At 69.1% G+C, this 21,960-nt stretch carries 21 protein-coding genes; 13 read left to right on the top strand and 8 right to left on the bottom strand.

The genetic code is table 11. From position 1 onward, the window contains the following. Position 1 precedes the first annotated feature (1 nt). From SMD20_RS16220 to SMD20_RS16195, 6 genes are read left to right on the top strand one after another with little or no spacing between them, the layout of a single operon-like run. Complete coding sequence (locus SMD20_RS16220; protein ID WP_329581342.1) at positions 2 to 727, top strand: sugar phosphate nucleotidyltransferase; 726 nt, start codon at positions 2 to 4, stop codon at positions 725 to 727. Then, positions 724 to 1,584 (top strand): NAD-dependent epimerase/dehydratase family protein, encoded by an 861-nt coding sequence (locus tag SMD20_RS16215; protein WP_329581339.1) that lies wholly within the window; start codon positions 724 to 726, stop codon positions 1,582 to 1,584. Before SMD20_RS16220 ends, SMD20_RS16215 begins: the two co-directional genes overlap by 4 nt. Next, positions 1,581 to 2,468: an endo alpha-1,4 polygalactosaminidase gene (locus SMD20_RS16210; protein WP_329581336.1), complete on the top strand. Its 888-nt coding sequence runs from the start codon at positions 1,581 to 1,583 to the stop codon at positions 2,466 to 2,468. Before SMD20_RS16215 ends, SMD20_RS16210 begins: the two co-directional genes overlap by 4 nt. Position 2,469: 1 nt before the next feature. Then, the gene (locus tag SMD20_RS16205) at positions 2,470 to 3,777 is read left to right on the top strand and encodes a nucleotide sugar dehydrogenase (protein WP_329581333.1); all 1,308 of its coding nucleotides are present in this window, start codon (positions 2,470 to 2,472) and stop codon (positions 3,775 to 3,777) included. After that, positions 3,774 to 4,724, top strand: coding sequence for an NAD-dependent epimerase/dehydratase family protein (locus tag SMD20_RS16200; RefSeq protein ID WP_329581330.1), 951 nt, complete (start codon positions 3,774 to 3,776; stop codon positions 4,722 to 4,724). The genes SMD20_RS16205 and SMD20_RS16200 overlap by 4 nt, the downstream gene beginning before the upstream one ends. Further along, positions 4,721 to 5,416, top strand: coding sequence for a hypothetical protein (locus tag SMD20_RS16195; RefSeq protein ID WP_329581329.1), 696 nt, complete (start codon positions 4,721 to 4,723; stop codon positions 5,414 to 5,416). The genes SMD20_RS16200 and SMD20_RS16195 overlap by 4 nt, the downstream gene beginning before the upstream one ends. A 95-nt stretch (positions 5,417 to 5,511) precedes the next feature. Here the strand turns inward: SMD20_RS16195 and SMD20_RS16190 are convergent, their stop codons facing one another. The 4 genes from SMD20_RS16190 to SMD20_RS16175 form a co-directional block, all read right to left on the bottom strand. Then, positions 5,512 to 5,748: a hypothetical protein gene (locus tag SMD20_RS16190; RefSeq protein ID WP_329581326.1), complete on the bottom strand. Its 237-nt coding sequence runs from the start codon at positions 5,746 to 5,748 to the stop codon at positions 5,512 to 5,514. Between the two features lie 124 nt (positions 5,749 to 5,872). Beyond that, a complete protein-coding gene (locus tag SMD20_RS16185; RefSeq protein ID WP_329581323.1) occupies positions 5,873 to 7,891 on the bottom strand; it encodes an SUKH-4 family immunity protein in 2,019 nt (672 codons plus the stop codon). An 85-nt stretch (positions 7,892 to 7,976) separates the two neighbouring features. Continuing rightward, positions 7,977 to 8,279: a hypothetical protein gene (locus tag SMD20_RS16180; protein ID WP_329581320.1), complete on the bottom strand. Its 303-nt coding sequence runs from the start codon at positions 8,277 to 8,279 to the stop codon at positions 7,977 to 7,979. Further along, positions 8,276 to 8,902, bottom strand: a complete 627-nt coding sequence (locus tag SMD20_RS16175; RefSeq protein ID WP_329581317.1) for an SDR family NAD(P)-dependent oxidoreductase — start codon at positions 8,900 to 8,902, stop codon at positions 8,276 to 8,278. The genes SMD20_RS16180 and SMD20_RS16175 overlap by 4 nt, the downstream gene beginning before the upstream one ends. A 413-nt stretch (positions 8,903 to 9,315) precedes the next feature. Here SMD20_RS16175 and SMD20_RS16170 point away from each other — a divergent pair, with 413 nt between their 5' ends. The 6 genes from SMD20_RS16170 to SMD20_RS16145 all read left to right on the top strand — a co-directional run bounded on the left by SMD20_RS16170 (position 9,316) and on the right by SMD20_RS16145 (position 16,190). After that, positions 9,316 to 9,990 carry a TetR/AcrR family transcriptional regulator gene (locus tag SMD20_RS16170; protein ID WP_329581314.1) on the top strand — a complete coding sequence of 225 codons (675 nt, stop codon included), beginning with the start codon at positions 9,316 to 9,318 and terminating at the stop codon, positions 9,988 to 9,990. Between the two features lie 239 nt (positions 9,991 to 10,229). Then, a complete protein-coding gene (locus tag SMD20_RS16165) occupies positions 10,230 to 11,084 on the top strand; it encodes a helix-turn-helix domain-containing protein (protein ID WP_329581311.1) in 855 nt (284 codons plus the stop codon). A 186-nt stretch (positions 11,085 to 11,270) separates the two neighbouring features. Then, positions 11,271 to 12,215 carry an NADP-dependent oxidoreductase gene (locus SMD20_RS16160; protein ID WP_329581309.1) on the top strand — a complete coding sequence of 315 codons (945 nt, stop codon included), beginning with the start codon at positions 11,271 to 11,273 and terminating at the stop codon, positions 12,213 to 12,215. 34 nt (positions 12,216 to 12,249) lie between these two features. Beyond that, the gene (locus SMD20_RS16155; RefSeq protein WP_329581306.1) at positions 12,250 to 13,188 is read left to right on the top strand and encodes an alpha/beta hydrolase; all 939 of its coding nucleotides are present in this window, start codon (positions 12,250 to 12,252) and stop codon (positions 13,186 to 13,188) included. 44 nt (positions 13,189 to 13,232) lie between these two features. After that, entirely contained in the window at positions 13,233 to 13,817 is a 585-nt protein-coding gene (locus SMD20_RS16150; protein ID WP_329581303.1) for a cupin domain-containing protein, read from the top strand. 534 nt (positions 13,818 to 14,351) lie between these two features. Beyond that, on the top strand, positions 14,352 to 16,190 hold the full coding sequence (locus tag SMD20_RS16145; protein ID WP_329592575.1) for a cellulose binding domain-containing protein: 1,839 nt from the start codon (positions 14,352 to 14,354) through the stop codon (positions 16,188 to 16,190). Positions 16,191 to 16,347: 157 nt separating this feature from the next. On the opposite strand, the gene SMD20_RS16140 is transcribed toward SMD20_RS16145, so the two are convergent. The 4 genes from SMD20_RS16140 to SMD20_RS16125 all read right to left on the bottom strand — a co-directional run bounded on the left by SMD20_RS16140 (position 16,348) and on the right by SMD20_RS16125 (position 20,119). After that, the gene (locus SMD20_RS16140; RefSeq protein ID WP_329581301.1) at positions 16,348 to 16,989 is read right to left on the bottom strand and encodes a hypothetical protein; all 642 of its coding nucleotides are present in this window, start codon (positions 16,987 to 16,989) and stop codon (positions 16,348 to 16,350) included. Positions 16,990 to 17,876: 887 nt separating this feature from the next. Next, positions 17,877 to 18,698 carry an alpha/beta fold hydrolase gene (locus tag SMD20_RS16135; RefSeq protein WP_329581300.1) on the bottom strand — a complete coding sequence of 274 codons (822 nt, stop codon included), beginning with the start codon at positions 18,696 to 18,698 and terminating at the stop codon, positions 17,877 to 17,879. A gap of 19 nt (positions 18,699 to 18,717) precedes the next feature. Then, positions 18,718 to 19,287 carry a DJ-1/PfpI family protein gene (locus SMD20_RS16130; RefSeq protein WP_185074998.1) on the bottom strand — a complete coding sequence of 190 codons (570 nt, stop codon included), beginning with the start codon at positions 19,285 to 19,287 and terminating at the stop codon, positions 18,718 to 18,720. 88 nt (positions 19,288 to 19,375) lie between these two features. Beyond that, a complete protein-coding gene (locus tag SMD20_RS16125; protein ID WP_329581294.1) occupies positions 19,376 to 20,119 on the bottom strand; it encodes a GntR family transcriptional regulator in 744 nt (247 codons plus the stop codon). 459 nt (positions 20,120 to 20,578) lie between these two features. On the opposite strand from SMD20_RS16125, the gene SMD20_RS16120 reads away from it, so the two are divergent. Continuing rightward, entirely contained in the window at positions 20,579 to 21,925 is a 1,347-nt protein-coding gene (locus SMD20_RS16120; RefSeq protein ID WP_319708204.1) for an extracellular solute-binding protein, read from the top strand. The last annotated feature ends 35 nt before the right edge of the window (positions 21,926 to 21,960 follow it).

Here is a 21,960-nt window from a genome sequence, read left to right as displayed (position 1 = left end):
CATGCACGTCGTCATTCTCGCGGGCGGAAAAGGGGTCCGTCTGCGCCCGTACACGTCCGCGTTGCCCAAGCCCTTGGTGCCGATCGGGGAGGAGTACGCGATCCTCGACATCATCATGCAGCAGCTGGCCGGCCAGGGCTTCACCACGGCCACGCTCGCGGTCGGGCACTTGAGCCCGCTGATCCGCGCCTTCGTCGGCGACGGCTCGCGCTGGGGCATGACGGTGGACTACACCGAGGAGGTCACGCCGCTGTCCACGATCGGGCCGCTCTTCCCGATCAGGGACCGGCTGCCCGAGCACTTCCTGGTGATGAACGGGGACGTCCTCACCACGCTCAACTACGCGGAACTGCTGACCAGCCACGTGGAGACCGGCGCGCCGCTGACCGTGGCCACCTCGCCGCGCGTGGTGAAGATCGATTTCGGGGTGCTGGAGGCGCAGGGCGGCCGTATCGTCGGTTTCAAGGAGAAGCCGCTGCTCAGCTACCTGGTGAGCATGGGCGTCTACGCGCTGTCGCGCGAGACGATCGCGAAGTACCCGGAGGGCATGTCGTTCGGCTTCGACGAGCTGGTGCTCGACCTGCTCGCCCAGGACACCCCGCCAGGCGTGTACGAGTTCGAGGGCTACTGGCTCGACATCGGCCGCCCCGACGACTACGACGAGGCGAACGCCCGTTTCGAGGAGATCAGACCGCTGCTGCTGCCGTCGCGGGACAAGGTGCGATGAGCCGTACGGTCGTGTTGTTCGGCGCCACGGGCTTCCTCGGGCGCCAGGTCAGGCACCTGCTGGAGGACGACCCGCGGGTCTCGCGGCTGCTGTGTCCCGGCCGGGCCGACCTCGACCTGCTGACCGCGACGCCGCGGGCCGCGGCCGATCTGCTGCGCGAGCTGCGGCCGTCGATCGTGCTGAACTGCATGGGCAGGATGTCGGGCGGCTACGACGAGGTCCTGCGCGGCAACGCCGGAGTCGTCGCCGTCCTGCTGGAGGCCATCGCCGCCGCCGTTCCCGGTGCCAGGTTCGTCCGCCTGGGCTCGGCCGCCGAATACGGCCCTGTGCCGTACGGTCACGCCCAGCGCGAGGACGACCCCGCCCGGCCCACCAGCGCCTACGGCATCAGCCACCTGGCAGGGACGCTCCTGGTCGAGCAGGCGCGCGAGGTCGATGCGATGTCCCTGCGGATCTTCAACCCCGTCGGCCCCGGCCTGTCGGGGGAGAACGTGCTGGGCCGCGCCCGCGACCTGCTGAGGACCGCCACCGGCCACCTCGACATGGGCCCGCTCGGCGCCATGCGCGACTTCGTGGACGTGCGGGACGTGGCCGACGCCGTGGTGCGCGCCGGGTTCGCGCCGGAACCGGCCGAGCGCGTGATCAACGTGGGCAGCGGCCGTGCCGTCGCCGTACGGGAGGCGGTCGCATTGCTGACCGCGGAGTCGGGCTTCACGGGCGAGGTGCGCGAGCGCGAGCCCGAAGCCGCCCGCTCGCGGGCCGTGGACTGGAGCCAGGCCGACATCGAGCGGGCCTGGAACGTGCTGGGCTGGCGCCCGCGCATCCCGCTCGCCGACTCGGTGAAGGCGATGCTGTGAGGATCCTGCTGTCCATCGGCCTGATGCTGGGCTCGCTGGCGTGCTCCGCACCGCAGGTCCCCCTGACCGAGGTGCGGAGTTTCACCTACGTCCTGCAGGACTACCCCAAGGGACGCCTCGACGCGATCGCGCGGGCACCGCACCAGCTGGCGATCATCGACCTCTCGCGCGACGCCACGATCAAGGGCTACTTCACCGCCGCGGAGATCGCCAAGGTGCGTAACAGCGGCAAGAAGGTCCTGGCCTACTTCGAAATCGGCTCGATCGAGACCTTCCGCACCGAGTACCGCACCCTGCCCAGGGACCTGGTGCTCAACATCTGGCCCGACTGGCCCGATGAGCGCTTCGTGCGCTACTGGGACCGGCGCTGGTGGGACACGGTCCTCAAACAGCGCGTCGACCAGGCCCTGCGCGCCGGGTTCGACGGCGTCTACCTGGACACCCCGCTGGCGTACGAGGAGATCGACCTCAAGCGCACGCCCGGCGAGACCCGCAGGAGCCTCGGCAGGAAGATGACGGACCTGATCGTCCGCCTCAGCAAGTACGCCAAGGCCCAGCGCCCGGGTTTCCTCATCGTCCCCCAGAACTCCCCGGAGCTGAGGCTCCACTCCGGCTACGTCCAGGCCATCGACGGCATCGGCATGGAGGAGCTGTTCTTCAAGGCCACGGACGACCCCTGCACCGAGGACTGGTGCGCGGAGAACCTGCGGCACGCCCTCGCCCTCCGCAAGCAGGGGAAGGCCGTGCTCGCCACCGACTACGCCAGACGACCGGTGAACGTCACTGCGGCGTGCGCCCGCTACAGCCGCTACGGCATCGCGGGAAACGCCACCACGGTCGAGCTCGACCGGATCAGTGACCCCTGTTCTAAGAGAGGATCTTGAGATGCCGAAGACAGTCGGCGTGATCGGCATGGGCTACGTGGGCCTGACGCTGACCGCCGCCCTGGCCCGCAAGGGCTACACCGTGTACGGCGTGGACGCCAGCCCCCGGGTGGTCGAGGCGCTGTCCAACGGCCGCATCCACGTGTACGAGCCCGGCGTCGAGGAGGCCTTCGCCGAGCACCTCGGCAGCACCGTCTTCATCTCCGACCGGCTGCCCGAGAACCTGCGGCTCGACGCGGCGATCCTGTCGGTCTCGACGCCCGTGGACCTGTCCACCGGCACGCCCGACCTGCGCAACCTCGCGGACGCCGCCCAGGACGTCGCCGAGCGCTGCGGGCCCGACACCCTGGTCGTCGTGCGCAGCACGGTGCCGATCGGCACCAGCCGGGCCGTCGTGCTGCCCGCGCTGACCGCGCGCTGGGGCAAGGCCAAGCTGGTCATGGCGCCGGAGCGCACCATCCAGGGTCAGGCGCTGCGTGAGCTGGTCGAGCTGCCCCAGGTGATCGGCGGGCTCGACGAGGAGAGCCTGCGGGCCGGCATCGAGGTGTTCAGCGGCCTGGCCAACCAGATCGTGCCCGTCTCCGGCATCGAGACGGCCGAGATGGTCAAGCTGTCCAACAACTGCCACACCGACCTGATCTACGCCTTCGGCAACGAGCTGGCGCTCATCGCCGAGCAGCACGGGCTGGACCCGCTGGAGGTCATCAGGGCCACGAACCTCGACTACCCGCGCCCCGACCTGGCCAAGCCCGGCTACGTGGGCGGCGGCTGCCTGTCCAAGGACCCGTACCTGATGATCGCGAGCACGTCGCGGAGCCCGTACCTGGTGGGCCAGGCGCGCAAGCTCAACGAGCGGCTGCCCGCGCACGTCGCCGAGCGTGTCGTGGAGCTGGTGCGCGAGACGGTCGGCCGCACCGAGGGCGTCAGGCTGTCGGTGCTCGGCTGGGCCTACAAGGGCTGGCCCGCGACCGACGACATGCGCGGCACGCCCATCGCCGACATGATGCCGCTGTTCAGGGCCGCGGGCCTCGTGGTCAGCGGCCATGACCCGCTGGTCTCCGACGAGGTCATCCGCGAGTACGGCGGCGAGCCCGTCAGCCTCGACAAGGCCTTCGCCGACGCCGACGCGATGATCGTGATCAACGACCACCCCGACTACCGCGCCCTTGAGGCCGAGACCATGCTCGGCTCCTCGGACCTGCGCGTCATCTTCGACTCGTGGCGCATTCTCGACGAGGCCGCGGTCATCAGGAACGGCGTGCGTTACGCCGGAATCGGCTACGTGGCCAAGGAGGAGACGACGGTATGAAAGTCCTGCTGTTGGGCGGGGCCGGTTTCATCGGGCTGCACCTGGCCCGCAGGCTCCGCGCGGACGGCCACGCCGTCACCGTCATCGACGACTTCTCCCGTGGCCGCCGCGACGACGAGCTGACCGCGCTGGACGTGGAGGTGCGCTCGGCCGACCTGACCGATCCGGCCTCCTACGCCGCGATCGAGCCGGGCTGGGACCAGATCTACATGCTGGCCGCGGTCGTCGGCGTGCGTAACGTCGAGAAGGACCCGGCCCGGGTGATCAGGGTCAACACGCTGTCGATGATGCACCTGCTCGACTGGCTGCGCCCCGGCGACAAGCTGTTCTTCGCCTCCACCAGCGAGGCGTACGCGGGCGGCGTGACCACCGGCCTGGTGCCCGTGCCCACGGCCGAGGACGTGCCGCTGGTGATCGAGGACGTGGCCTCGCCGCGCTACACCTACGCCATCAGCAAGATGCTCGGCGAGGCGGCCGTGCTGCACACGGCGCGGGCCAAGGGCTTCGAGGCCGTCATCGGCCGTTTCCACAACGTCTACGGCCCCCGCATGGGCGCCGACCACGTCATCCCCGAGCTTTCGCTGCGCGCGATGCGCGGCGAGGACCCGTTCCGGCTCTACGGCGCGGACCAGAGCAGGGCCTTCTGCTACGTGGACGACGCCGTCGAGGCGATGGTCCGGCTGATGGCCGAGCCGCGCGCCATGGGGCAGATCGTGCACATCGGCAACGACGCCGAGACCAACATCGGCGACCTGGCCAAGCTCGTCCTGCGGATCGCCGAGGTGAGCCCCGCCATCGACGACGTGCCCGCGCCCGCGGGCTCGGTCGCCCGCCGCTGCCCCGACCTCACGCTGCTGCGCGAGCTGACCGGGTACGAGCCGCGCGTCGCTCTGGAGGAGGGCGTGCGCAGGACGTTCGCGTGGTACCAGGAAGCGTGGAAGCCATGACCAGGGAACCCATCGCGTTCTACTACGGGGCGGGGGAGCTGGAGCGGCTGTCGAGGTTCGACAAGGTCGTGCTGCAACCGGACTTCTACGGCAGGCAGGAGCTCGACCTCCTGCGCGAGCGCGGCGTGCAGACGCTGGGCTACCTGTCGCTGACCGAGGACGTCGGCCCGCCGGCCCCGTGGCAGCGTGAGGAGCGCAACCCGGACTGGGGCGGCGCGTTCGTGTACACGGGCCACCCCGGGTGGGTGGCGCATGTGGTGGGCCAGGCCACGAGCGCGATGGCGGGCGGGTTCAGCGGCCTGTTCCTCGACACGTTGAACATCGAGTTCAACTACCCCGAGGACCTGCCGCACCTGCTCTACCTCATCGCGGCCATCAGGGAGGAGGCCAAGCCCGACTACCTGCTGGCCAACCGGGGGTTCGGGCTGCTGCCGCAGCTCGCCGACCTGGTGGACGGCATCCTCTTCGAGTCGTTCTCCGCCCGGTGGGTGGACACCGAGTCGTACGGGCCGTGGCCGGACGACGTTCTCGAAGTGCACGCGGAATACGCCGAGCGGCTGCTCGGCATGGATATCGACGTGTACGCCCTCGATTACGCCGAGGACGAGGAACTCGCCGAATTCGCCTATCGCAGGGCGCAGGAGTTCGGCATGCTCTGCTTCGTCACCGACCGGGTGTTGTCGAAGATCTGAGACACGTGTCTCCGGGCTGGTCAGAGCAGGCCCAGCCCGGGGACACCGGCCGCGCGGCCCTCCTGGTCCCAGGACGTGCGGCTGGCGTGAGACCGTCAGGTCGCGGACTGGCAGTTGTTGAAGGCGGCTTCGGCCATTCTGGTGGAGTAGGCGTCATTGAAACCCAGCGAGTGGAACCGCTTGTAGACGGTGTCGAACACGCCATAGCACCCCATGTCGTCATTTATGCCGTCGGGGCTGGCACTGGCAGCGGCGGGCACCGCCGCCAAGGTCGCGCCGGCCACCCCCACCGCCGCGATCAGCATGGCGAGGCGTCTGGTCATGGATGTCATCGCAAATCCTCTACGGCAGGCGGAGGCGACGCGCTCTCGCGCCGCGATCTCCGTTGTACAAAGGCGGTTCCATCGCGTCCATCCTCCTTCTGGCCGAAGATCGACTCCCTCTGGGAGGGCTGGTCTAGGTAAGGAGCGTGTAATCCTCCAGCGTCGGCGGCCAGAGGGCGTCGTCGCCCGCCATGGCCTCCGGCTCGTACGTGTGCAGCTCCAGCGCGAGGTCGTCGGCGCACCAGTAGGCCGCCTCGCGGTGCGTGTCGCGGCCCTCGCACCACAGCCTGCGCTCCCGGTGGATGACGTACACGAAGTAGGCGTACGACTCGACGTCGCGGTGGGCGACGCGGGCGGTCTCCAGCTCTTCGTGCGCCTCGTACACCACGCCGGTGCGGCCGTCGAGGAAGAGGTACCAGGTGCCCGGCCCGTCGAGCATGAACAGTGCGCCGAGGTCGTCCGGCAGGCCCGCGCAGGCGCACAGCTCGTCCACGCTGTCGGGCCAGGAATCGGTCAGGGGCTCGACGAAGCGGCGATGCTCGCCCGTCCAGCCGGGCTGGTTGAGGCCGTCCACGGGCAGGCCGACCTCGGCCAGGAAACGGCGGGTGGGCGCATGCGCGATCGCGGGGTGGATCTCGTCGTCGTGCGGACGGACGACGCCTTCCTGGCCGTACAGGTCTTCCAGCAGCTCGCGCGTGACCCTGGTCGGAGGGCGGCGGAGCGGAAGCGGGGTGACGGCGTCGGGTCCGCCCGCCAGGCGCTCGTGATGGGCCAGGTGGTTGCTGACGTACGCGGGCGGGGACAGCTCGGCCGAGACCGGCCAGCCGCGCATGACGGCGGCCAGCTCCCCGTGCGCCGCCGCAGGCGGGGCGACGGCCTCGGCCAGGGAGGGCAGGCCGATGGCGTACGCGGGCAGGCGCGGCTCGGCCAGGGGCAGCCGGTCCGCGGCCTCCGCCACGCCGCGGGCGGCGGCCTCCGGATCGTCGCGGTGCCGGCCGCAGTGCAGCAACCGCCACGTGTACGGGCCGATCGGGTCGAAGGCGAGGGCCAGCGTGCTGGCGGCGGCGCGGGCGTCCAGCGACAGGCCGTCCAGCCAGGCACGTGCCACCCGTACGTCCATCGGCAGGCCAGGGCCCGGGTCGGCGCCCCCGGCCCGGGCGGCGAACGCGGCGAGCCCCGGCGAAGGGTAGACCTGGCCGGCGGTGAACGGCGACCGCTCCACCCGGTCGGCGTCGTACCAGGCGGTGAAGGCGGCGCGATCGGTGGCCCGCGGGTCGTCCAGATCCAGGACGAACGCCGGCGGGCCGAGACCGACCGCGGCGTCCGAGCGGCTGAGCTCCACGAGCAGGCGGACGTGCGGGTTGACGGCCAGGGGAAGGACGAGCTCGGCGAACGCGCGCTCGGGGTCGTTGCTCCTGTGGGCGTCGGCCACGGTGACGAGCACGGGCCGGTCGAGGGCGGCCAGGTCGGCGCCGTCGAGCTTGAACTGCCCGGCCAGCTCGCCCACGGCGTCGTCCACGTCCATTCCGCGCAGGCAGATCGCCGCCTCGCCGGGGCCCGGGTAGCCCGACCAGTCCCAGACGCCGGAGTAGCTGAACCAGGACAGCAGCCGGGTCTTGCCGGCGGCGGGCGAGCCGGTGACAACGCAGATCCGCGGCCCGTAGGGGTCCTCCCGCCAGCGCAGCAGGGCGTCCGAGGCGGGGGCGCGACCGGCGGTGGGCTCGTCGCGGATGCCGCGCCCGGGGCGCGCCTCCACCCAGGCGGGCACGGCGGCCAGGTAATCGGGGACCGCAGGCGGGCCGCCCAGGAGCGCTCGGGCGAACGTCGCGATGGCCGCGTGGAACTCGGGCATCAGCGCCGCGGTCTCGGCCCAGTCTTCCCGTATCCCGGTCACGCAGGGCTCGTCCTTATGACGGATCAGACTCATGCTGTCGTCGTCGTGATCGTCGGCCAGCTCGCTCAGGTGCTCGAAGAACGCGTCCTGGATCTTCCGCAGCCTGCTGACGTGCTCACGCAGCAGTTGCACCTCCGGGCGCTCGCCGAGTTCGGCCAGCACACCGTCGAAGTGGGCGATCCGCACGTCCGGCCAGGGCAGACCGACGACCTGGAACGCGGTGAAGAGGGGAGAGGGGAGATCGCGCGGCACTTCCATGGTGGCGACGAGTTTAGGGCAGGGCCGCGACGCGCCACTTCGGCGCACCCGCCGGCTGGAGCGGCGGGACCGATGGGCGGCGACCTTAGGCGGGTGCGCCGGCGCCGAGGTTGAAGGTGATGCCGGTGAGCTGTTCGCTCGCCGCCCAGAGCCTTCTGCCCTGGTCGGGGTCGTTCGCGCCCTTGGGGAGCTTGGCGGGTTCGGGGGTGCCGGAGGTCTGGTCGCGTCCGGCTGGGCCGATGAACTGGCCCGACCGCACGTGGGGGCTGGTGGCCGCGTACAGCGAGGGCCAGGCCGCCCCTTCGGGCGATCCCATGAGCAGTCGTTCGGAGATCTGGGTGATGATGCGGGTCAGGAGGCCGGAGCCGTGCTGCTGGAGGTTGGTCATCGCCGCTCCGGGGTGCACGACCAGAGCCTGGAGGGTGCTGTTCGCGGTACGGCGGGCGAGTTCGAGTGTGTAGACGATGTTGGCGCGCTGGACTTGGCGTAGGCGGCCATGCCGCGGTAGTTCTTCTCGCTCATCAGGTCGTCGAGCTTGCCCATCGGCCACCGTGCGGCGTCGGCGCTGACGGTGACCACGCGGGGTGCTGCCGAGCGGTGCACCGCGGGCCACAGGAGGGCGTTGAAGGCGAAGTGGCCGAGGTGGTTGGTGCCGACGGTCATCTCGAAACCGTCGCGGGTGGACTGCCGCTGGGGCAGGTTCATCACACCGGCGTTGTTGATCAGAAGATCGATGGTCTCGGTCTCGGCGATCCTGGTGGCGGCGTCGCGGACGGAGGCCAGGTCGGACAGGTCGAGCACGAGCGTGTCGGCCCGGGCCTTCGGCGCGGCGGCACGGACGGCCTCAGCGGCCTGGTCGAGTTTGGCCTGGCTGCGTCCGGCCAGGATGACGCGGGCGCCGTGCGTCGCGAGCACGCGAGCGGTCTCCAGCCCGATGCCGCTGTTCCCGCCGGTGATCAGCGCGGTGCGGCCGGTCTGCTCGGGGATGTTGTTGGGCGTCCAGTGGTTCATTGCTGCCACGCTCCCTTACTGGTGCGTTTCGGTGACGGGATTCTGGTGGTCGGACTCGGCGAGCGCCTTGGCGACGTCCTGCCTGTAGAGCACCGCGTCGCGGCTGAGCGGTCCAGGAAGCCGTTCATGGCGACCTGGAGGTCTACAGCCGCTATGACGTCGCGGGTGACAACGGCGCCTTCATCGGTGACGTCGACAGCGATGGCGCGCCCCAGACCGCGCGAACTGCCGGTAACGAACCAGCCTGGGACATGAGAACGCTCATTTCGTGTCGTGACAAGAGGGGCGGCACCCCTTTGGCGGTGGGCGCGAACAGCACTCCTCGTTTTCAGACCGGCGGTCTGTTGTGTCGGAACGACTATAAGAGACCGGCGGTCTGATGTCAACGGACCGGTGGTCTGTAATATGCGAGGATGACCGCCTTCCAGCGCGCACGCAGTGAGGAGCAGCGGGAGATCCGGCGTCAGGCCGTCCTCGACACCGCTGACGCCATGCTCAACGAGATGTCCGTCGCTGACATCAGCCTGAACGAGCTGAGCCGCCGCACCGGACTGGCCAAATCCAACGTGCTGCGGTACTTCGAGTCCCGCGAGGCGATCCTGCTGGAACTACTGGACCGCGCCTGGCGCCGGTGGACGGCCGACCTGCCGGCGCAACTGGATGCCGGCATCGACCCAGCCGAGCCGGCGAGCAGGCGCGGCGACCAGTTCGCCGCCGCCATCACCGCATCACTCGCCGAACGCCCGGTCCTGTGCGACCTGCTGAGCTCGCAGGCGGGAGTCCTCGAACACAACGTTTCCGCACAGGTCGCCGCCCGCTACAAGCGGGCAGCGGTGGCCAACGTCAGCGCCATGGCCGCCCTCGCCCGCCACCACCTTCCCGAGCTGGGCGACGGCGCCCCCCAACTGGCCGCAGCGGTGATCATGGCGATCGGTGCCGTATGGACGCACGCGCGGCCATCGGAGGCGATGCTCGCCGCCTACGAGGCCGACCCCTCTCTCGCGATCTACAAGATGGACTTCGCGGCCAACCTGCGTGACATGCTGGCCACCCTCACCGCTGGCGCCCTTGCGCGCGCCTCATCCTGACCCCGCCCACCTCCTCGCCGTCGTCGGAACAGCGTTCCCGGTCGCGATTGATTCCCCTGGAACGAGGCCATGGTCGGTCGGGCTCCTGCGTGGCTGAAGCCGGACGACGTTCGGCTGGAGAGCCGGGCAGGTGAGGGTCCGCGGCACGGGCGGCCAGAGGGCGTGCTGCCGCTGCGGAGCGATGTCGGTGCGACCGCATCCACCCCCTGCTGCCCGGACTGTCCGGGCACAATGGGGCCGTGGAACGTCACGAGTTTGGTGCCGCGGTGCGCCAGTTGCGGGAGAGTACGGCGCCTGCGGCTGTCGGGCTGCCGATCGGCCGTCGGCGGGTGCGCGGGTTGCGGCGGGAGGAACTCGGCGAACTCGCGGGGATGTCCGCGGACTACGTACGCCGGCTGGAGCAGGGGCGCAGCCATCCGTCGGCCGGGGTGGTGAACGCCATCGCCCGAGCGTTGCGGGTCGGACGGGCGGAGTACGAGCGGCTCTGCGCGCTGGCCGGTTACGCCGCCGCTGACGGGCAGGTGCCGAACGAGATCGGTCCGGGTGCGATGCGGCTGCTGGAGCGGTTCACCGACACTCCGATGTTCGTCTCCGACGCGGCGATGAATCTCGTCGCCGTGAACAGTGCGTTCATGGCCCTGGGGCATTGGGAGCTCACCGGGGACCCGTGGGAGTGGAACATCGCCTGGCGTACGTTCTGCGACCCGTTCAGTGGTTTCAAGCAGTCTGCGGATGACGCGACCGATCATCAGGCGGTCCTGGTCGCCCGCCTGACGAGCGCGCTGTTGCGCTACCCCGCCGACGCGTCGCTTGCCGCGCTGGTGGACGAGATGCGGAGCCGAAGCCGCCTGTTCGACACCTTGTGGCGCGCGCCGCGACCGGTGGCGGCCTACGAAAGCAGCGCCGCGTTCATTCATCCGGACGGCGGCTCCGTCACGCTCGTCGGCAACCTGCTCGCCATCCCGGGCGACGATCTGGCGGCTCTGATGCTCACCGCGGCGCCGGGCTCGGCCGATGCGGCGCGTCTGGCTGAGATCGTCGGCGTCGGAGGGGAACCGTCCATCATCAAGGTGGGCCAGCCTGGCCCAGGCTAGTCGCGCCGGATCCTGCGAAATTAGGTGACGTCTCCAGCGACCGCGAATCAAGTGGCTGCCTCCGGGCGGCTTCGGAACGCGGGGCTGGACGCCTTCGCGACTCGAAGCAGGGCGCAGGGTCACCTCTGTGCCGTAATCGCTTCGAGTTCGAAGCACTCGACGGCGCTCACAGAGGCAGGTTCTGTAATGAAGGCAGTACGTTTCCACGAGTTCGGCGGTCCTGAGGTCCTGCGTCACGAGGACGTGGCCCAGCCCGCCCCCGGAGCCGGTCAGGTCCGGATTCGCGTCGCCGCGACGTCGTTCAACGGCGTCGACGGCAACATCCGCGCGGGATACATGCAGGGCCCGATCCCGGTCGAGCTTCCCCACACTCCCGGCATCGACGTCGCCGGCACGGTCGATGCGCTTGGTGACGACGTGGACGACGTCGCGGTCGGTGACCGGGTCGTCGGCCTCCTGCCGATGACGGCGCCCGGGGCGGCCGCGGAGTATGTGATCGCGCCGGCGGAGATCTTGACGGGGGCGCCCAAGAACATCCCGTTGGCCGACGCGGCGGCGTTGCCGCTGGTGGGCCTGACCGCGTGGCAGGCGCTGTTCGACCACGGCAAGCTGACCGACGGTCAGCGGGTGCTGATCAACGGCGCCGGTGGAGCGGTCGGCGGATACGCGGTGCAGTTGGCCAAGGAGGCCCGTGCCCACGTGATCGCCACGGCGAGCCGACGTAGCGCCGAGCGGGTCAAGGCCGCAGGCGCCGACGAGGTGATCGACCACACCACCACCGACGTGACCGAGGCGGTGACCGAGCCGGTCGACCTCGTGCTCAACCTCGCGCCGGTCGCCCCGGAACGGCTGGCCGCGCTGGTCACGCTGGTCCGTGACGGCGGCGCCCTCGTCAACACCACCGTCTGGATGCCCGCCCCGTCCGACGAGGAGCGCAGTGTGCGCGGCATCGACCTGTTCGTCCGAAGCGACGCCGACCAGCTCGCCGACCTGGTCGCTCGTATCGGCACCGGCGAGCTGCGCGTCGACGTCGCCCAGCGGGTGGCGCTGGCCGACCTGCCCGCACTCCACGCCCAAGCCGGCGCGGGTGAGCTACCGGGCAAGACCGTCGTCCTCGCGCCCACCGCCTGACACGCTCACAGGAGAAGCAGTCATGTCTTTGTCTTTGGATCCCGAGATCGCCGAGGCGCTGGCCCCGATGGCTGATGCGATGGCCGAGGCCACACGACCCGAAGTGGGCGACATCGAGGGGCGTCGCGCCTTCTGGGAACCGATCATCGGTGCCGCGAGCAACGCCCAGCCCATGCCGGCCGATGTCACGATGACCGACCACACCGTGACCGCCGCCGATGGCGCGCGGATCACGGTGCGCTGGTACGTCAAGGACGGCGCGACGCCGGGCTCGGCCGTGGTCTTCTTCCACGGCGGCGGATACATCTTCGGTCACATCGACCTGTTCAACGGTCCGGTCGCCCGTTACGTGGCGGCCTCAGGCGTGCCGATGTTGTCGGTGGAGTATCGCCGCGCGCCCGAGTTCCCGTTCCCGACGCCGCTCGAGGACGCCTATGCCGCGCTGCGCTGGCTGCACGACCACTCTCCCGAACTGGGCGTCGACCAGGACCGGATCGCGGTAATGGGAGACAGCGCCGGCGGCGGCCTGGCGGCGGCGCTGGCGATCCTGACCCGCGAGCGCGGCGGCCCGAGGATCGCCCACCAGATACTGATCATGCCGATGCTCGATGACCGCCCCGCCACCCCCGACCCCTACATCGAGCGGTACGCGTTGTGGTCCTACGATGACAGCCGCACCGCGTGGCCGGCGCTGCTCGGCGGGGCTGCCGGCGGACCCGGTGTCCCGCCCGCCGCCGCTCCGGCCCGGCTCCAGGACGCCACCGGCCTTCCGCCTGCCTACATCGAGGTGGGCCAGCTCGACGTCTTCCGCGATGAGGACCTCGCGTACGCGGCCAAACTGAGCTCCGCGGGCGTCCCGGTGGAGTTTCACCTGCACCCCGGAGCTCCGCACGAGTTCGATTCGATCGCCTTCAAGGCCGACGTCGCCCAACGCGCTACTGCCGACCGCATCCGCGTCCTCAAGTCGCTGTAGAGCCGAGCCGTACATCACGGGCGGTGCACGCCGCCGGTGGTCGCATGGTCACCCAGCTTATGCACGCCGACGCCCTTGTCGCCTGGCCGACAGAACCAACCAACCGCACACCCCAGGAGACGACCACGATGATTCCCGACGACGATCCCGCTCGTTCGCTGACCGTGGCGACCCCCGACGACCCCGCCACGACCTACGTCTCCCTGGTAGGCAACACCTACGGCATGCTGATCACCGGCGAGCAGACCAACGGCGCGTACTGCCTGATCGACATGCGCGTGCCCGACGGCGGCGGCCCGCCGCCGCACCGGCACGACTTCGAGGAGATGTTCACGATCCTCGAGGGCGAGATCGAATTCACCTTCCGCGGCGAGAAGCACATCGTGCGGGCCGGGTCCACCATCAACATCCCGGCCAACGCGCCGCACAACTTCCGCAACGTCTCGGGCGCACCGGCCCGGATGCTCTGCATGTGCACGCCGGCCGGGCAGGACGAGTACTTCATGCGCATCGGTGACGCCGTGGCGGGCGTGGACGCGCCTCCGCCGCAGCTGTCGCCCGACGACCTCGCGGAACGCCGCCGCCGCGCGGCAGAGCTGGCCCCGACCTACCGCAGTGAATTTCTGTGACCCCTGCTCACGGTCTTACAGGTGTTCGAGCCTGCCAACCGGATGGTGGTGCGTCCTCTCCCGGCAACGTCCCGTCACGTCCTCGATGCGGGCCTGAATCCTCCACACGTCGCAGAAGGCCGACGAGCCGAGCCCGCTTTTTGGTTCAGGAGCTTTGGAAGCAGCGCGGCCAAGGGCAGGGAAGGGTTGAATTCGGCTCCATGGCTTTCTGAGAGCCTTGCCGTGAAACTTTCAACATGTTTCCAGGCTGAACGACGCGATACGTGCCAGCAAAACGGCATGGGAGCGCCGCCCGTCACGTCAGAGGATCGAGCCGCGCCTTGACGGATCTGCATGCCTCGTATTTGCTCCGTCGCACCACCACCCATCGGCAGGAACGGGCGCGGCAAAGCGATGTGAACGATGACACGGTCTTTCCGCCACGCCCTCCAATCACGCCAGTTCCGCACGGATGAGAGGATTGATCCAGCTAATGTTAACGCTAACCGACGCCCTGGCACCGTCCCTCCCGACGGTGCCACAGGCAGGTGAGTGATGATGCGGCGTAAATCCGTCCTCGCCGCTGTCATCGCGGCGGTGCTTCTCGCGGTGGCCAGCGGTGGTACGGCGCTGAGCAGCAGCGAAACCACGTCACGCGCGGCGAGCGCCGCCGCCGCGACGCCAGGATGCGGCAAGACTCCAACACTCAGAAGTGGCACGCAATCGATCCAGAGCAGCGGCCAGACTCGCTCCTTCATCCTGAGAATTCCCGACAATTACAACAACACCAACCCCTATCGGTTGATCTTCGGGTTCCACTGGAACGGCGGCACCGCCAACGACGTCGACTCAGGCGGCACCAGCGGATTCACCTGGTCTTACTACGGGCTCAGGCAACTGGCGAACAACACTGCGATCTTCGTCGCCCCCCAGGGGCTGAACAACGGCTGGGCCAATTCCGGCGGGCAAGACCTGACCTTCGTCGACGACATGATCAGGCTGATCGAAGCAGACCTGTGCGTCGACACCACGCAACTGTTCGCCGGAGGCTTCAGCTACGGCGGCGGCATGAGTTACGCCCTGGCCTGCGCCCGGGCGACGGTTTTCCGCGCGGTCGCGGTCTACTCCGGCGCACAGCTCAGCGGATGCAGCGGCGGCACCCAGCCCATCGCCTACATCGGGCTCCACGGCCTCAGGGACAACGTACTCAACATCTCGCTGGGCCGGTCGCTGCGCGACACGTTCGTCAGGAACAACGGGTGCACTCCCCAAAATCCGCCCGAACCGGCACAGGGCAGCCTGACGCACGTCGTCACCGCCTACTCGGGATGCCGGTCCGGATACCCGGTCGTGTGGGCGGCGTTCGACGGCGGTCACACCCCTGGTCCAGTGGACGGGTCCACCGCTGACGACGGCGCACGTACCTGGACCAAGGCAGTGGTGTGGAACTTCTTCAGTCAGTTCCAAAGCACGAACGACACCACTCCGCCGACCTCTCCGGGCACTCCCGCCGTCTCCAACGTGACCGCCACCAGCGCCACCCTGACCTGGACGGCATCCACCGACCAGGGCGGCTCCGGCCTGGCGGGTTACAACGTCTACCGGGAGCAGGGCGCCACCGACCCGCTGCTCGGCCAGTCCACCACCAACTCGATCACCCTGACCGGGCTGACCGCCGACACCGAATACCAGGTCTACGTACGAGCACGCGACGGCGCGGGCAACCTGTCGGCCAACTCCGCGTTCGTAACGTTCACCACGACCTCCACCGGCGGCGACACCACGCCACCCACCGCCCCGGGCGGGCTGGCGGCCTCCGGCACCACCGCCGGCGGCACCAATCTGTCCTGGGCCGCTTCCACTGACGACGTGGGGGTCGCCGGCTATGACATCCTGCGCGCACCCGGGGCCACCGGCGGCACCTTCGCCCAGGTCGGCACCTCGGCCACGACCTCGTACAGCGACACCGGCCTGACCCCGAGCACCACCTACCGTTACCAGGTCCGCGCGCGGGACGCCGCCGGCAACCTCTCGCCGGTGTCCAACACCGTCCAGGTCACTACCAGCGGCACCACCACCGGAGCCTGCTCGGCGACGCCGACCGTGCAGTCCCAGTGGGGGAACGGATACGTGATCCAGCCGCTGACCATCACCAATACCAGTACCTCGACGATCACCAATTGGACGGTCACGTTCACGCTCCCGGCCGGGCACACGCTGACCGGCTCGTGGAACGCCACCGTCACCACCAGCGGGCAGACCGTCACGGCCAAGAGCGTGAGCCATAACGGCACGTTGGCCCCCGGAGCCGGCACCACCAGCTTCGGCTTCCAGGCCAGCCGCCCCGACGGCAACACGGCCCTGCCATCCGGATACACCTGCACCAGCGCGTAACCTCCCGACCGACCGGATATCGGCCCAGCCCTCGGCGAACCTCTCGGTGGGGCTGGGCCGTACCCGTTCTTCCCCAGCCGCGTCGCGACGTTCAGCGAACAGCGCGGCGACCTCGGAGCGGTATCCGTACCCGCATGCGAGAAGGGAGGCAGGAGCCTCAGCTGTAGGAGTAGGACTGCGCGCTGCAGCCGGTGATGTAGGGCCCGGGGTAGACCTGCTGGGTGGAGCAGCCCCAGGTGGCGGTCAGGGTCGTGGCCGAGGAGGGAATGCTGATCGCCGGTCCGTTGGTCCAGCCGACCTGGTCGTACTGGTGACCGCCGCTGCAGATGGCCGACACGCTCACCGAGGTGCTGCCGCCGGGCAGGCTGATCGTGAACGACCACGTGTGGTTCGCCGGGTTCGCGACCATCGAGCTGTAGGGCATGGTCACGCCGTACGAAGGAGGCGCGGAGCCGACCGAGACGTACGAGGCGTACCAGTCGCGGGTGTCGCCGGAGTAGTTGACGTTGAGGCAGTCCACCGTGGCGTTGAGCGTCAGGGTTGAGGCGGCGGCGGGATGCTGCATGGTCACGACCATCGCGGCGGTGGTGGCCAGCATCACGCCGACCGCCAGTGCCCGGCGGACCAGGTTGCCAGCGATCATGGGATCCCCTTTCTTCGCGCCGTTGACTGTGGAGATTTCGCCAGAGTTGCCGACCTCGCCGTCCGCCAGGGTCGCCGCCCTGATCGGGGTGAGGCGGACGCGCACGTCGGTGAGGCCGGCGGATCCGTACCCCATGACGTGGTGGTCGCCGGGCACGCACGACACCATGGTGCTTTTATCGGCGTAAGCCACATTGTTCTGATGGGTCTCGGTGGAACCCGGATAGTACCGTCCCGCTACAAGGAGAGATATTCGCCGATGTACAAAACTCCCTGGTTGCAGTGGACACGAGGGCGCGCATTCTGTGAAAAGATTTCCCATCTCTCCCTGCCGGTCGCAATCCAGAGCGCGCGGGCCGCGCGCCCGAGACGCCGCGGGACATGCCTTCTCGAGGGGAGGATCACACAATGGCCACGCACTGGACAGCCCCATATAAAGGACCGCTCTCCGAAACAAGCGGTGAATCGCGGTTTCCGTACGGCCCGTAAAAGGGCGACGATCTCGCCCCACGGATCAACAGGCTGGTCGCAGACCATGTGACGCCGTGCGATGTGGCGGTCGTACCCGCGTCATCACAGTCGTCCGCGCGGCGATGTCAGTGAAACTTCCACACGGGGACGCCTGGCGGCGAGCTGTCGAAGCTCGCCGTCCGAGAGATGGTGAACGCCGCGGGGATCGACCCGCACGGCGCGAACGGATCCGTCTGGCCCTGCGCCTGCCGATGATTTCATCCCTCCAGGTCACGGCCTTGCAGGGCTTCTCTTGCAGGCAGGCAGCTGCTGGCCTGCGACTTCATCGAGACCGTCACCCTTGACGGGCGGCGTCAGTACATCCTGCATCCAGACCGTTCTCACCGGTATCCGGATGCCACGAACGAACGCGATCATGGAGTGGTGGGTGCAGTCGTGCCGCCGCGAGCTGCTTGACCGCTCGGCGGAATCCTCCACGAGTACGCACATGCCGCTTGAACTGCACGGATGGAATTTCCGGCAGGCGCAGCGGTAGGGCGGGCGAGACTTGAACCCACGGCCCACGGATATGAGTCAGGGACCTCGTTCCCGGCCGAGGAAGCACGACAGGAGTCGCCTGAAGTCATGCGGGTGCTCGAGCGCCGGCACGTGCCCGCATCGGCCGAGCACGTGCAGACGGACATCGGCCAGGTGCTCGAGCAGGGGCAGGGCTGCCGTCCCGAGCGGGGTGACCCGGTCCTCGGCACCGTGGACGAGCAGTACGGGCGCGCGCACCCCTGCCAGCGTTCGCGCCGAGAGGGTGAGGTCGTCGGCCCAGCGTGCCCGGGGAGGAGGGAACAACGACGCGAATGCGGCCGCCCCCGCTCGCATCGCGGCCGCACGGGCGGCGACGGCCGACTCGGTCACGAGCGCCTGGTCGAGGACGAGGCGACTCAACATGTCTCGTGCCCCGAGCGGGTCGGCAGGGGCGGCCCAGATCGCGTCGAGCTCGGCGGACAGCGGCGCCCCGGGGGCGCCCATCGTCGAGACCGCCACGACGTGGGTGACCTGCCTGGGACGCGCGGCCGCCAACGCCAGCGCCACGGCGCCGCCCATGGAGTGGCCCACCACGGCGTAGTGCTCGGCACCGAGAGCATCCATCAGGCCCGCGGCCTGCTCCGTCCACAGCCGGAGCCCGCCCCTGGAGCCGGCCGGGATCGGTGTACGGCCGAACCCCGCCTGGTCAGGGGCCACCAGGTGCCAGGACGTGCCCAGCGCCTGTGCCGTCGTCGCCCAGGCGCCGGATCCGGTCGTACCGGGTCCGGAGCCGTGCAGCATCAGCACCGCGGGCCCGGTGCCGCTCTCCAGGACGTGGACGGGGGAGCCGTCGACTGTGACGGTCCGAGATGCCGTCACCGGGACGGGCCAGGTGCGCTCATGCCGATGCGGAGTTGATGGACTTCGAGAAGACCTCCATCATCGCCCTGCCGAATTTCGGCATGTCCGGCCACCCCCTGCAGGAGACGAGGTTGCCGTCCACGACGTCGGGAGCGTCGATGACCGTCGCGCCCGCGTTCTCCATGTCACCGGTGATGGGCGGGAAGCACGCCGTCTTCCGGCCCTTCAGCAGCCCGTACACGGCCGGCACCTGCGCGCCGTGGCACACCAGCGCGATCGGGAGGTTGCGCGCGAAGAAGTGCTCGGTGATGCGCCTGACGTCGGCGTCGACCCGGATCCACTCGGGGGCACGTCCTCCGGGGATGATGAGGGCGTCATAGCGCTCGACGTCGACCTCGGCCCAGGGCACGTCAACCGGCAACTTCCGGCCGTTCTTCTCCACGTAGGCGTCGGAGTTGGGGTCGAACTCGTGGATGACCAGCTGAACGTCACGCATCGTCCGTGACGAGACGTCAACGTCCCAGCCGCCCTCCTGTACGCGATAGTAGGGATACATGGTGTCGAGCTCCTCGGCGGCGTCGCCGGTCAGGAGCAGCGCTCTGGGCACCTGCTTCTCCTCGCATCTGGGGCGGGTGAGGTGGATCCAATCCGATCCGATCGGGGTTGACTTAGCATTCACCGGCCCGGCCCGCCCGTCAAGCCTCTGCCGCCATTCCGTCCGCGCCCTTGGCCTCGTCGAACAACCGCCGGAACCGCTCGCCGGACCGCAGGATGTGCCGGCGCATGGCGTAGGCGGCGGCGTCGGGGTCACGCGCGGCGATCGCGGCCAGGACTTCTTCGTGCTCGGCCATGGCCAGGTGAGTGACCTGGGTGTCGTGGAGAAGCCGGAACAGGTGCACGTGCGTGTGCAGGCGGGCGAGCGCTTCGCGGATGACCTGGTTCTCCGCGCTCAGGGCGACGAGATCGTGAAAGGCGGCGTCGCGCAGCCCGAAGGCGCCATAGGCCATGAGCCCGCCGCCCCCCTCCAGCTCCGCCATCTCCTCCAGCAGCCGCCGCAGACCGGCCACCTGCTGCAAGGATGCGCGTTCGGCGGATCTGCGCGCCGCCGCCGGCTCGAGGAGCAGGCGGATCTCGAGCATGTCCTCGAATCGGTGACGGGTGATCTGGGGGGGAATGCGATAGCCGGCGTGAGGCACACGCACGACCAGGCCCTCGGCCTCCATACGGTTCAGAGCGTCTCGGATCGGCGTCTGCGAGACCCCCAGCTCTCGCGCCAGGGCGTCGATCGTGACGCGGGAGCCCGGCTCGATCCGTAGCGACATCATCTGTCCGAGCAGCGTGTCGTACACCTCGTCGGCAAGCCGGCCGCGAGATCTTCCCGGCGGGATTCCGCCCGTCGTGGCCCCACGGCGCCGCGCGATCATCGCTTCGTCGTCCATCGTGACGTGAGGTCCTTTCTTGCGTCTTCGGGAACCTGCTGGCATCGGCCGCAGCATTGCGGGATGTTGACGCTCCCACTCGGATCGTATAGGAAAGGTGGCGGACGCCAGCCATCCTTCACCCATCGGGGAATCGCCCGCCATCGCTCCGCTTCGATCAGTTGGAGCTCTTATGAGCATGCTCGACGTCCTCTTCGGTTCGCCATCGGGCCGCACCAGGACCGAAGGACTTCCCGACTGCTCGAAGCCCCATGAAGTCGCGGCGTACTCGTGACGCCGGTCTGCTGATCAGCCCTGCGACAGCCGGCAACACGCCTGACCAACCCAGCAACTGCTCGGCGAAGCACGCGGCAAGGCTCCAGAAATCCCCCCCAGAAAGCAGGCAAGAAGATGCGGTATCCAAAGCGAACAGGACGATTGTCGGTTCCCGGTCGAAAGGCGCGGCTGGCTACGGCGGCCATGTTAGTGGCCACGACCGTGGCGGCTTGCGGCGGTCAGGACGGCAGCGCCCCCAAGGCGCCGGCGACCATCCCGGAGCTCACCAAGGATCCGCTGACCCTCAGCTTCATCTGGTTCGACTGGCCCCCCGCCCACGCGCTGGAAGCCTTCGCGAACGCGGAGTACACCAAGGGGCGGCCGAACGTGACCATCAAGGTCAAGACCGTGCCGAACGCGAACTGGCACGACGCGATGTTCACCCAGTTCGCCGCACACAAGACCGACTTCGACATCCCGATCCTGGACTCGCAACACATCGGCGAGGCCGTGACGAACGGCAACATCCTCGACATCACCGACTTCGTCAAAAAGAACATCGACGTCAAGGCCTACAACCCGTACCTTCTGGCGGCCTACGGCCAGTTCCCCCAGGCGGAGACCGGGAAGCGCGACGAGAACGCCAGCCTGTACGGACTGCCGCTGCTCGGCGACACCTGGACGATGATCTACCGTAAGGACCTGATCGGCGACAAGCCACCGCAGACCTGGGACCAGATGATCTCAGTCGCCGAGAAGTGCCAGGCGGACAACCCTGGCGTCAGCGGGCTGGCCTTCCACCAGGCCAACGGCTCCGACGCCGCGGCCGTAACCTACAACACGGTCAACGGCGTCTACGGCGGCAACCTCTGGGACCCCAAGACGCGCAAGATCGACGGCGTCCTCAACGACGCCGCGGGCCAGGAGGCGATGGACGTCCTGGTCAACAAGATGAAGCCGCTGACCGCCAAGGGCTCCGGCAACTGGTTCATCGACGAGGTGAACGCGGCGGTCGCCCAGGGCAAGGCCTGCATCGCGTTCAACTGGATCGCCGCGAGCGGCGGCCTGCTCGACCCGAAGCAGTCGACGCTCGGCACCACGCGGGAGCAGATTCTCGACAAGCTGGGCTTCGCCACCCTGCCGAGCCAGAAGACGAACCTGGTGCCTCTCGGCGGTATGGGGATGCACGTGTCGGCCTACTCGCCCGAGGCGAACCAGGCGGAGGCCCTGAACTTCATGAAGTGGTTCGAGCAGGGTGACATCCAGAAGAAGTGGGCCGCGGCTGGTGGCGTGCCATCGCGTACGGACGCCCTGGAGTCGCCCGAGTTCCTCAACGCCCAGCCGTTCAACCAGGTGTACACCGACTCGGTTCCGCGGATGCGGGACATGTGGAACGTGCCCGAGTACGCGCGCCTCGTCGACATCGAGAACACCAACGTGAACGCGGCTCTCAACGGCGCGAAGGCGCCGAAGGACGCGCTCGACGACATCGCCAAGCAGCAGCAGGGCGTGCTCAACGCCAGCAGTGGCAAGGGCGGCGGCGGACTGTGAGTGACTCCGCCCCTCTGACGACCGACCACCCCGGG

The sequence above is a fragment of the Nonomuraea sp. LP-02 genome (assembly GCF_036289125.1).
In the GTDB taxonomy this organism is placed as follows: Bacteria; Actinomycetota; Actinomycetes; order Streptosporangiales; family Streptosporangiaceae; genus Nonomuraea; species Nonomuraea bangladeshensis.
This window is presented reverse-complemented; position numbering and strand designations above follow the sequence as displayed.

Bases quoted from the DNA above. Each gene is read 5' to 3' on its own strand.
- SMD20_RS16220 (WP_329581342.1), top strand. From the start codon at position 2: ATGCACGTCGTCATTCTCGCGGGCGGAAAAGGGGTCCGTCTGCGCCCG.
- SMD20_RS16215 (WP_329581339.1), top strand. From the start codon at position 724: ATGAGCCGTACGGTCGTGTTGTTCGGCGCCACGGGCTTCCTCGGGCGC.
- SMD20_RS16205 (WP_329581333.1), top strand. From the start codon at position 2,470: ATGCCGAAGACAGTCGGCGTGATCGGCATGGGCTACGTGGGCCTGACG.
- SMD20_RS16200 (WP_329581330.1), top strand. From the start codon at position 3,774: ATGAAAGTCCTGCTGTTGGGCGGGGCCGGTTTCATCGGGCTGCACCTG.
- SMD20_RS16195 (WP_329581329.1), top strand. From the start codon at position 4,721: ATGACCAGGGAACCCATCGCGTTCTACTACGGGGCGGGGGAGCTGGAG.
- SMD20_RS16190 (WP_329581326.1), bottom strand. From the start codon at position 5,748: ATGACATCCATGACCAGACGCCTCGCCATGCTGATCGCGGCGGTGGGG.
- SMD20_RS16185 (WP_329581323.1), bottom strand. From the start codon at position 7,891: ATGGAAGTGCCGCGCGATCTCCCCTCTCCCCTCTTCACCGCGTTCCAG.
- SMD20_RS16180 (WP_329581320.1), bottom strand. From the start codon at position 8,279: ATGACCAACCTCCAGCAGCACGGCTCCGGCCTCCTGACCCGCATCATC.
- SMD20_RS16175 (WP_329581317.1), bottom strand. From the start codon at position 8,902: ATGAACCACTGGACGCCCAACAACATCCCCGAGCAGACCGGCCGCACC.
- SMD20_RS16170 (WP_329581314.1), top strand. From the start codon at position 9,316: ATGACCGCCTTCCAGCGCGCACGCAGTGAGGAGCAGCGGGAGATCCGG.
- SMD20_RS16160 (WP_329581309.1), top strand. From the start codon at position 11,271: ATGAAGGCAGTACGTTTCCACGAGTTCGGCGGTCCTGAGGTCCTGCGT.
- SMD20_RS16150 (WP_329581303.1), top strand. From the start codon at position 13,233: ATGGTCACCCAGCTTATGCACGCCGACGCCCTTGTCGCCTGGCCGACA.
- SMD20_RS16145 (WP_329592575.1), top strand. From the start codon at position 14,352: ATGATGCGGCGTAAATCCGTCCTCGCCGCTGTCATCGCGGCGGTGCTT.
- SMD20_RS16125 (WP_329581294.1), bottom strand. From the start codon at position 20,119: ATGGACGACGAAGCGATGATCGCGCGGCGCCGTGGGGCCACGACGGGC.
- SMD20_RS16120 (WP_319708204.1), top strand. From the start codon at position 20,579: ATGTTAGTGGCCACGACCGTGGCGGCTTGCGGCGGTCAGGACGGCAGC.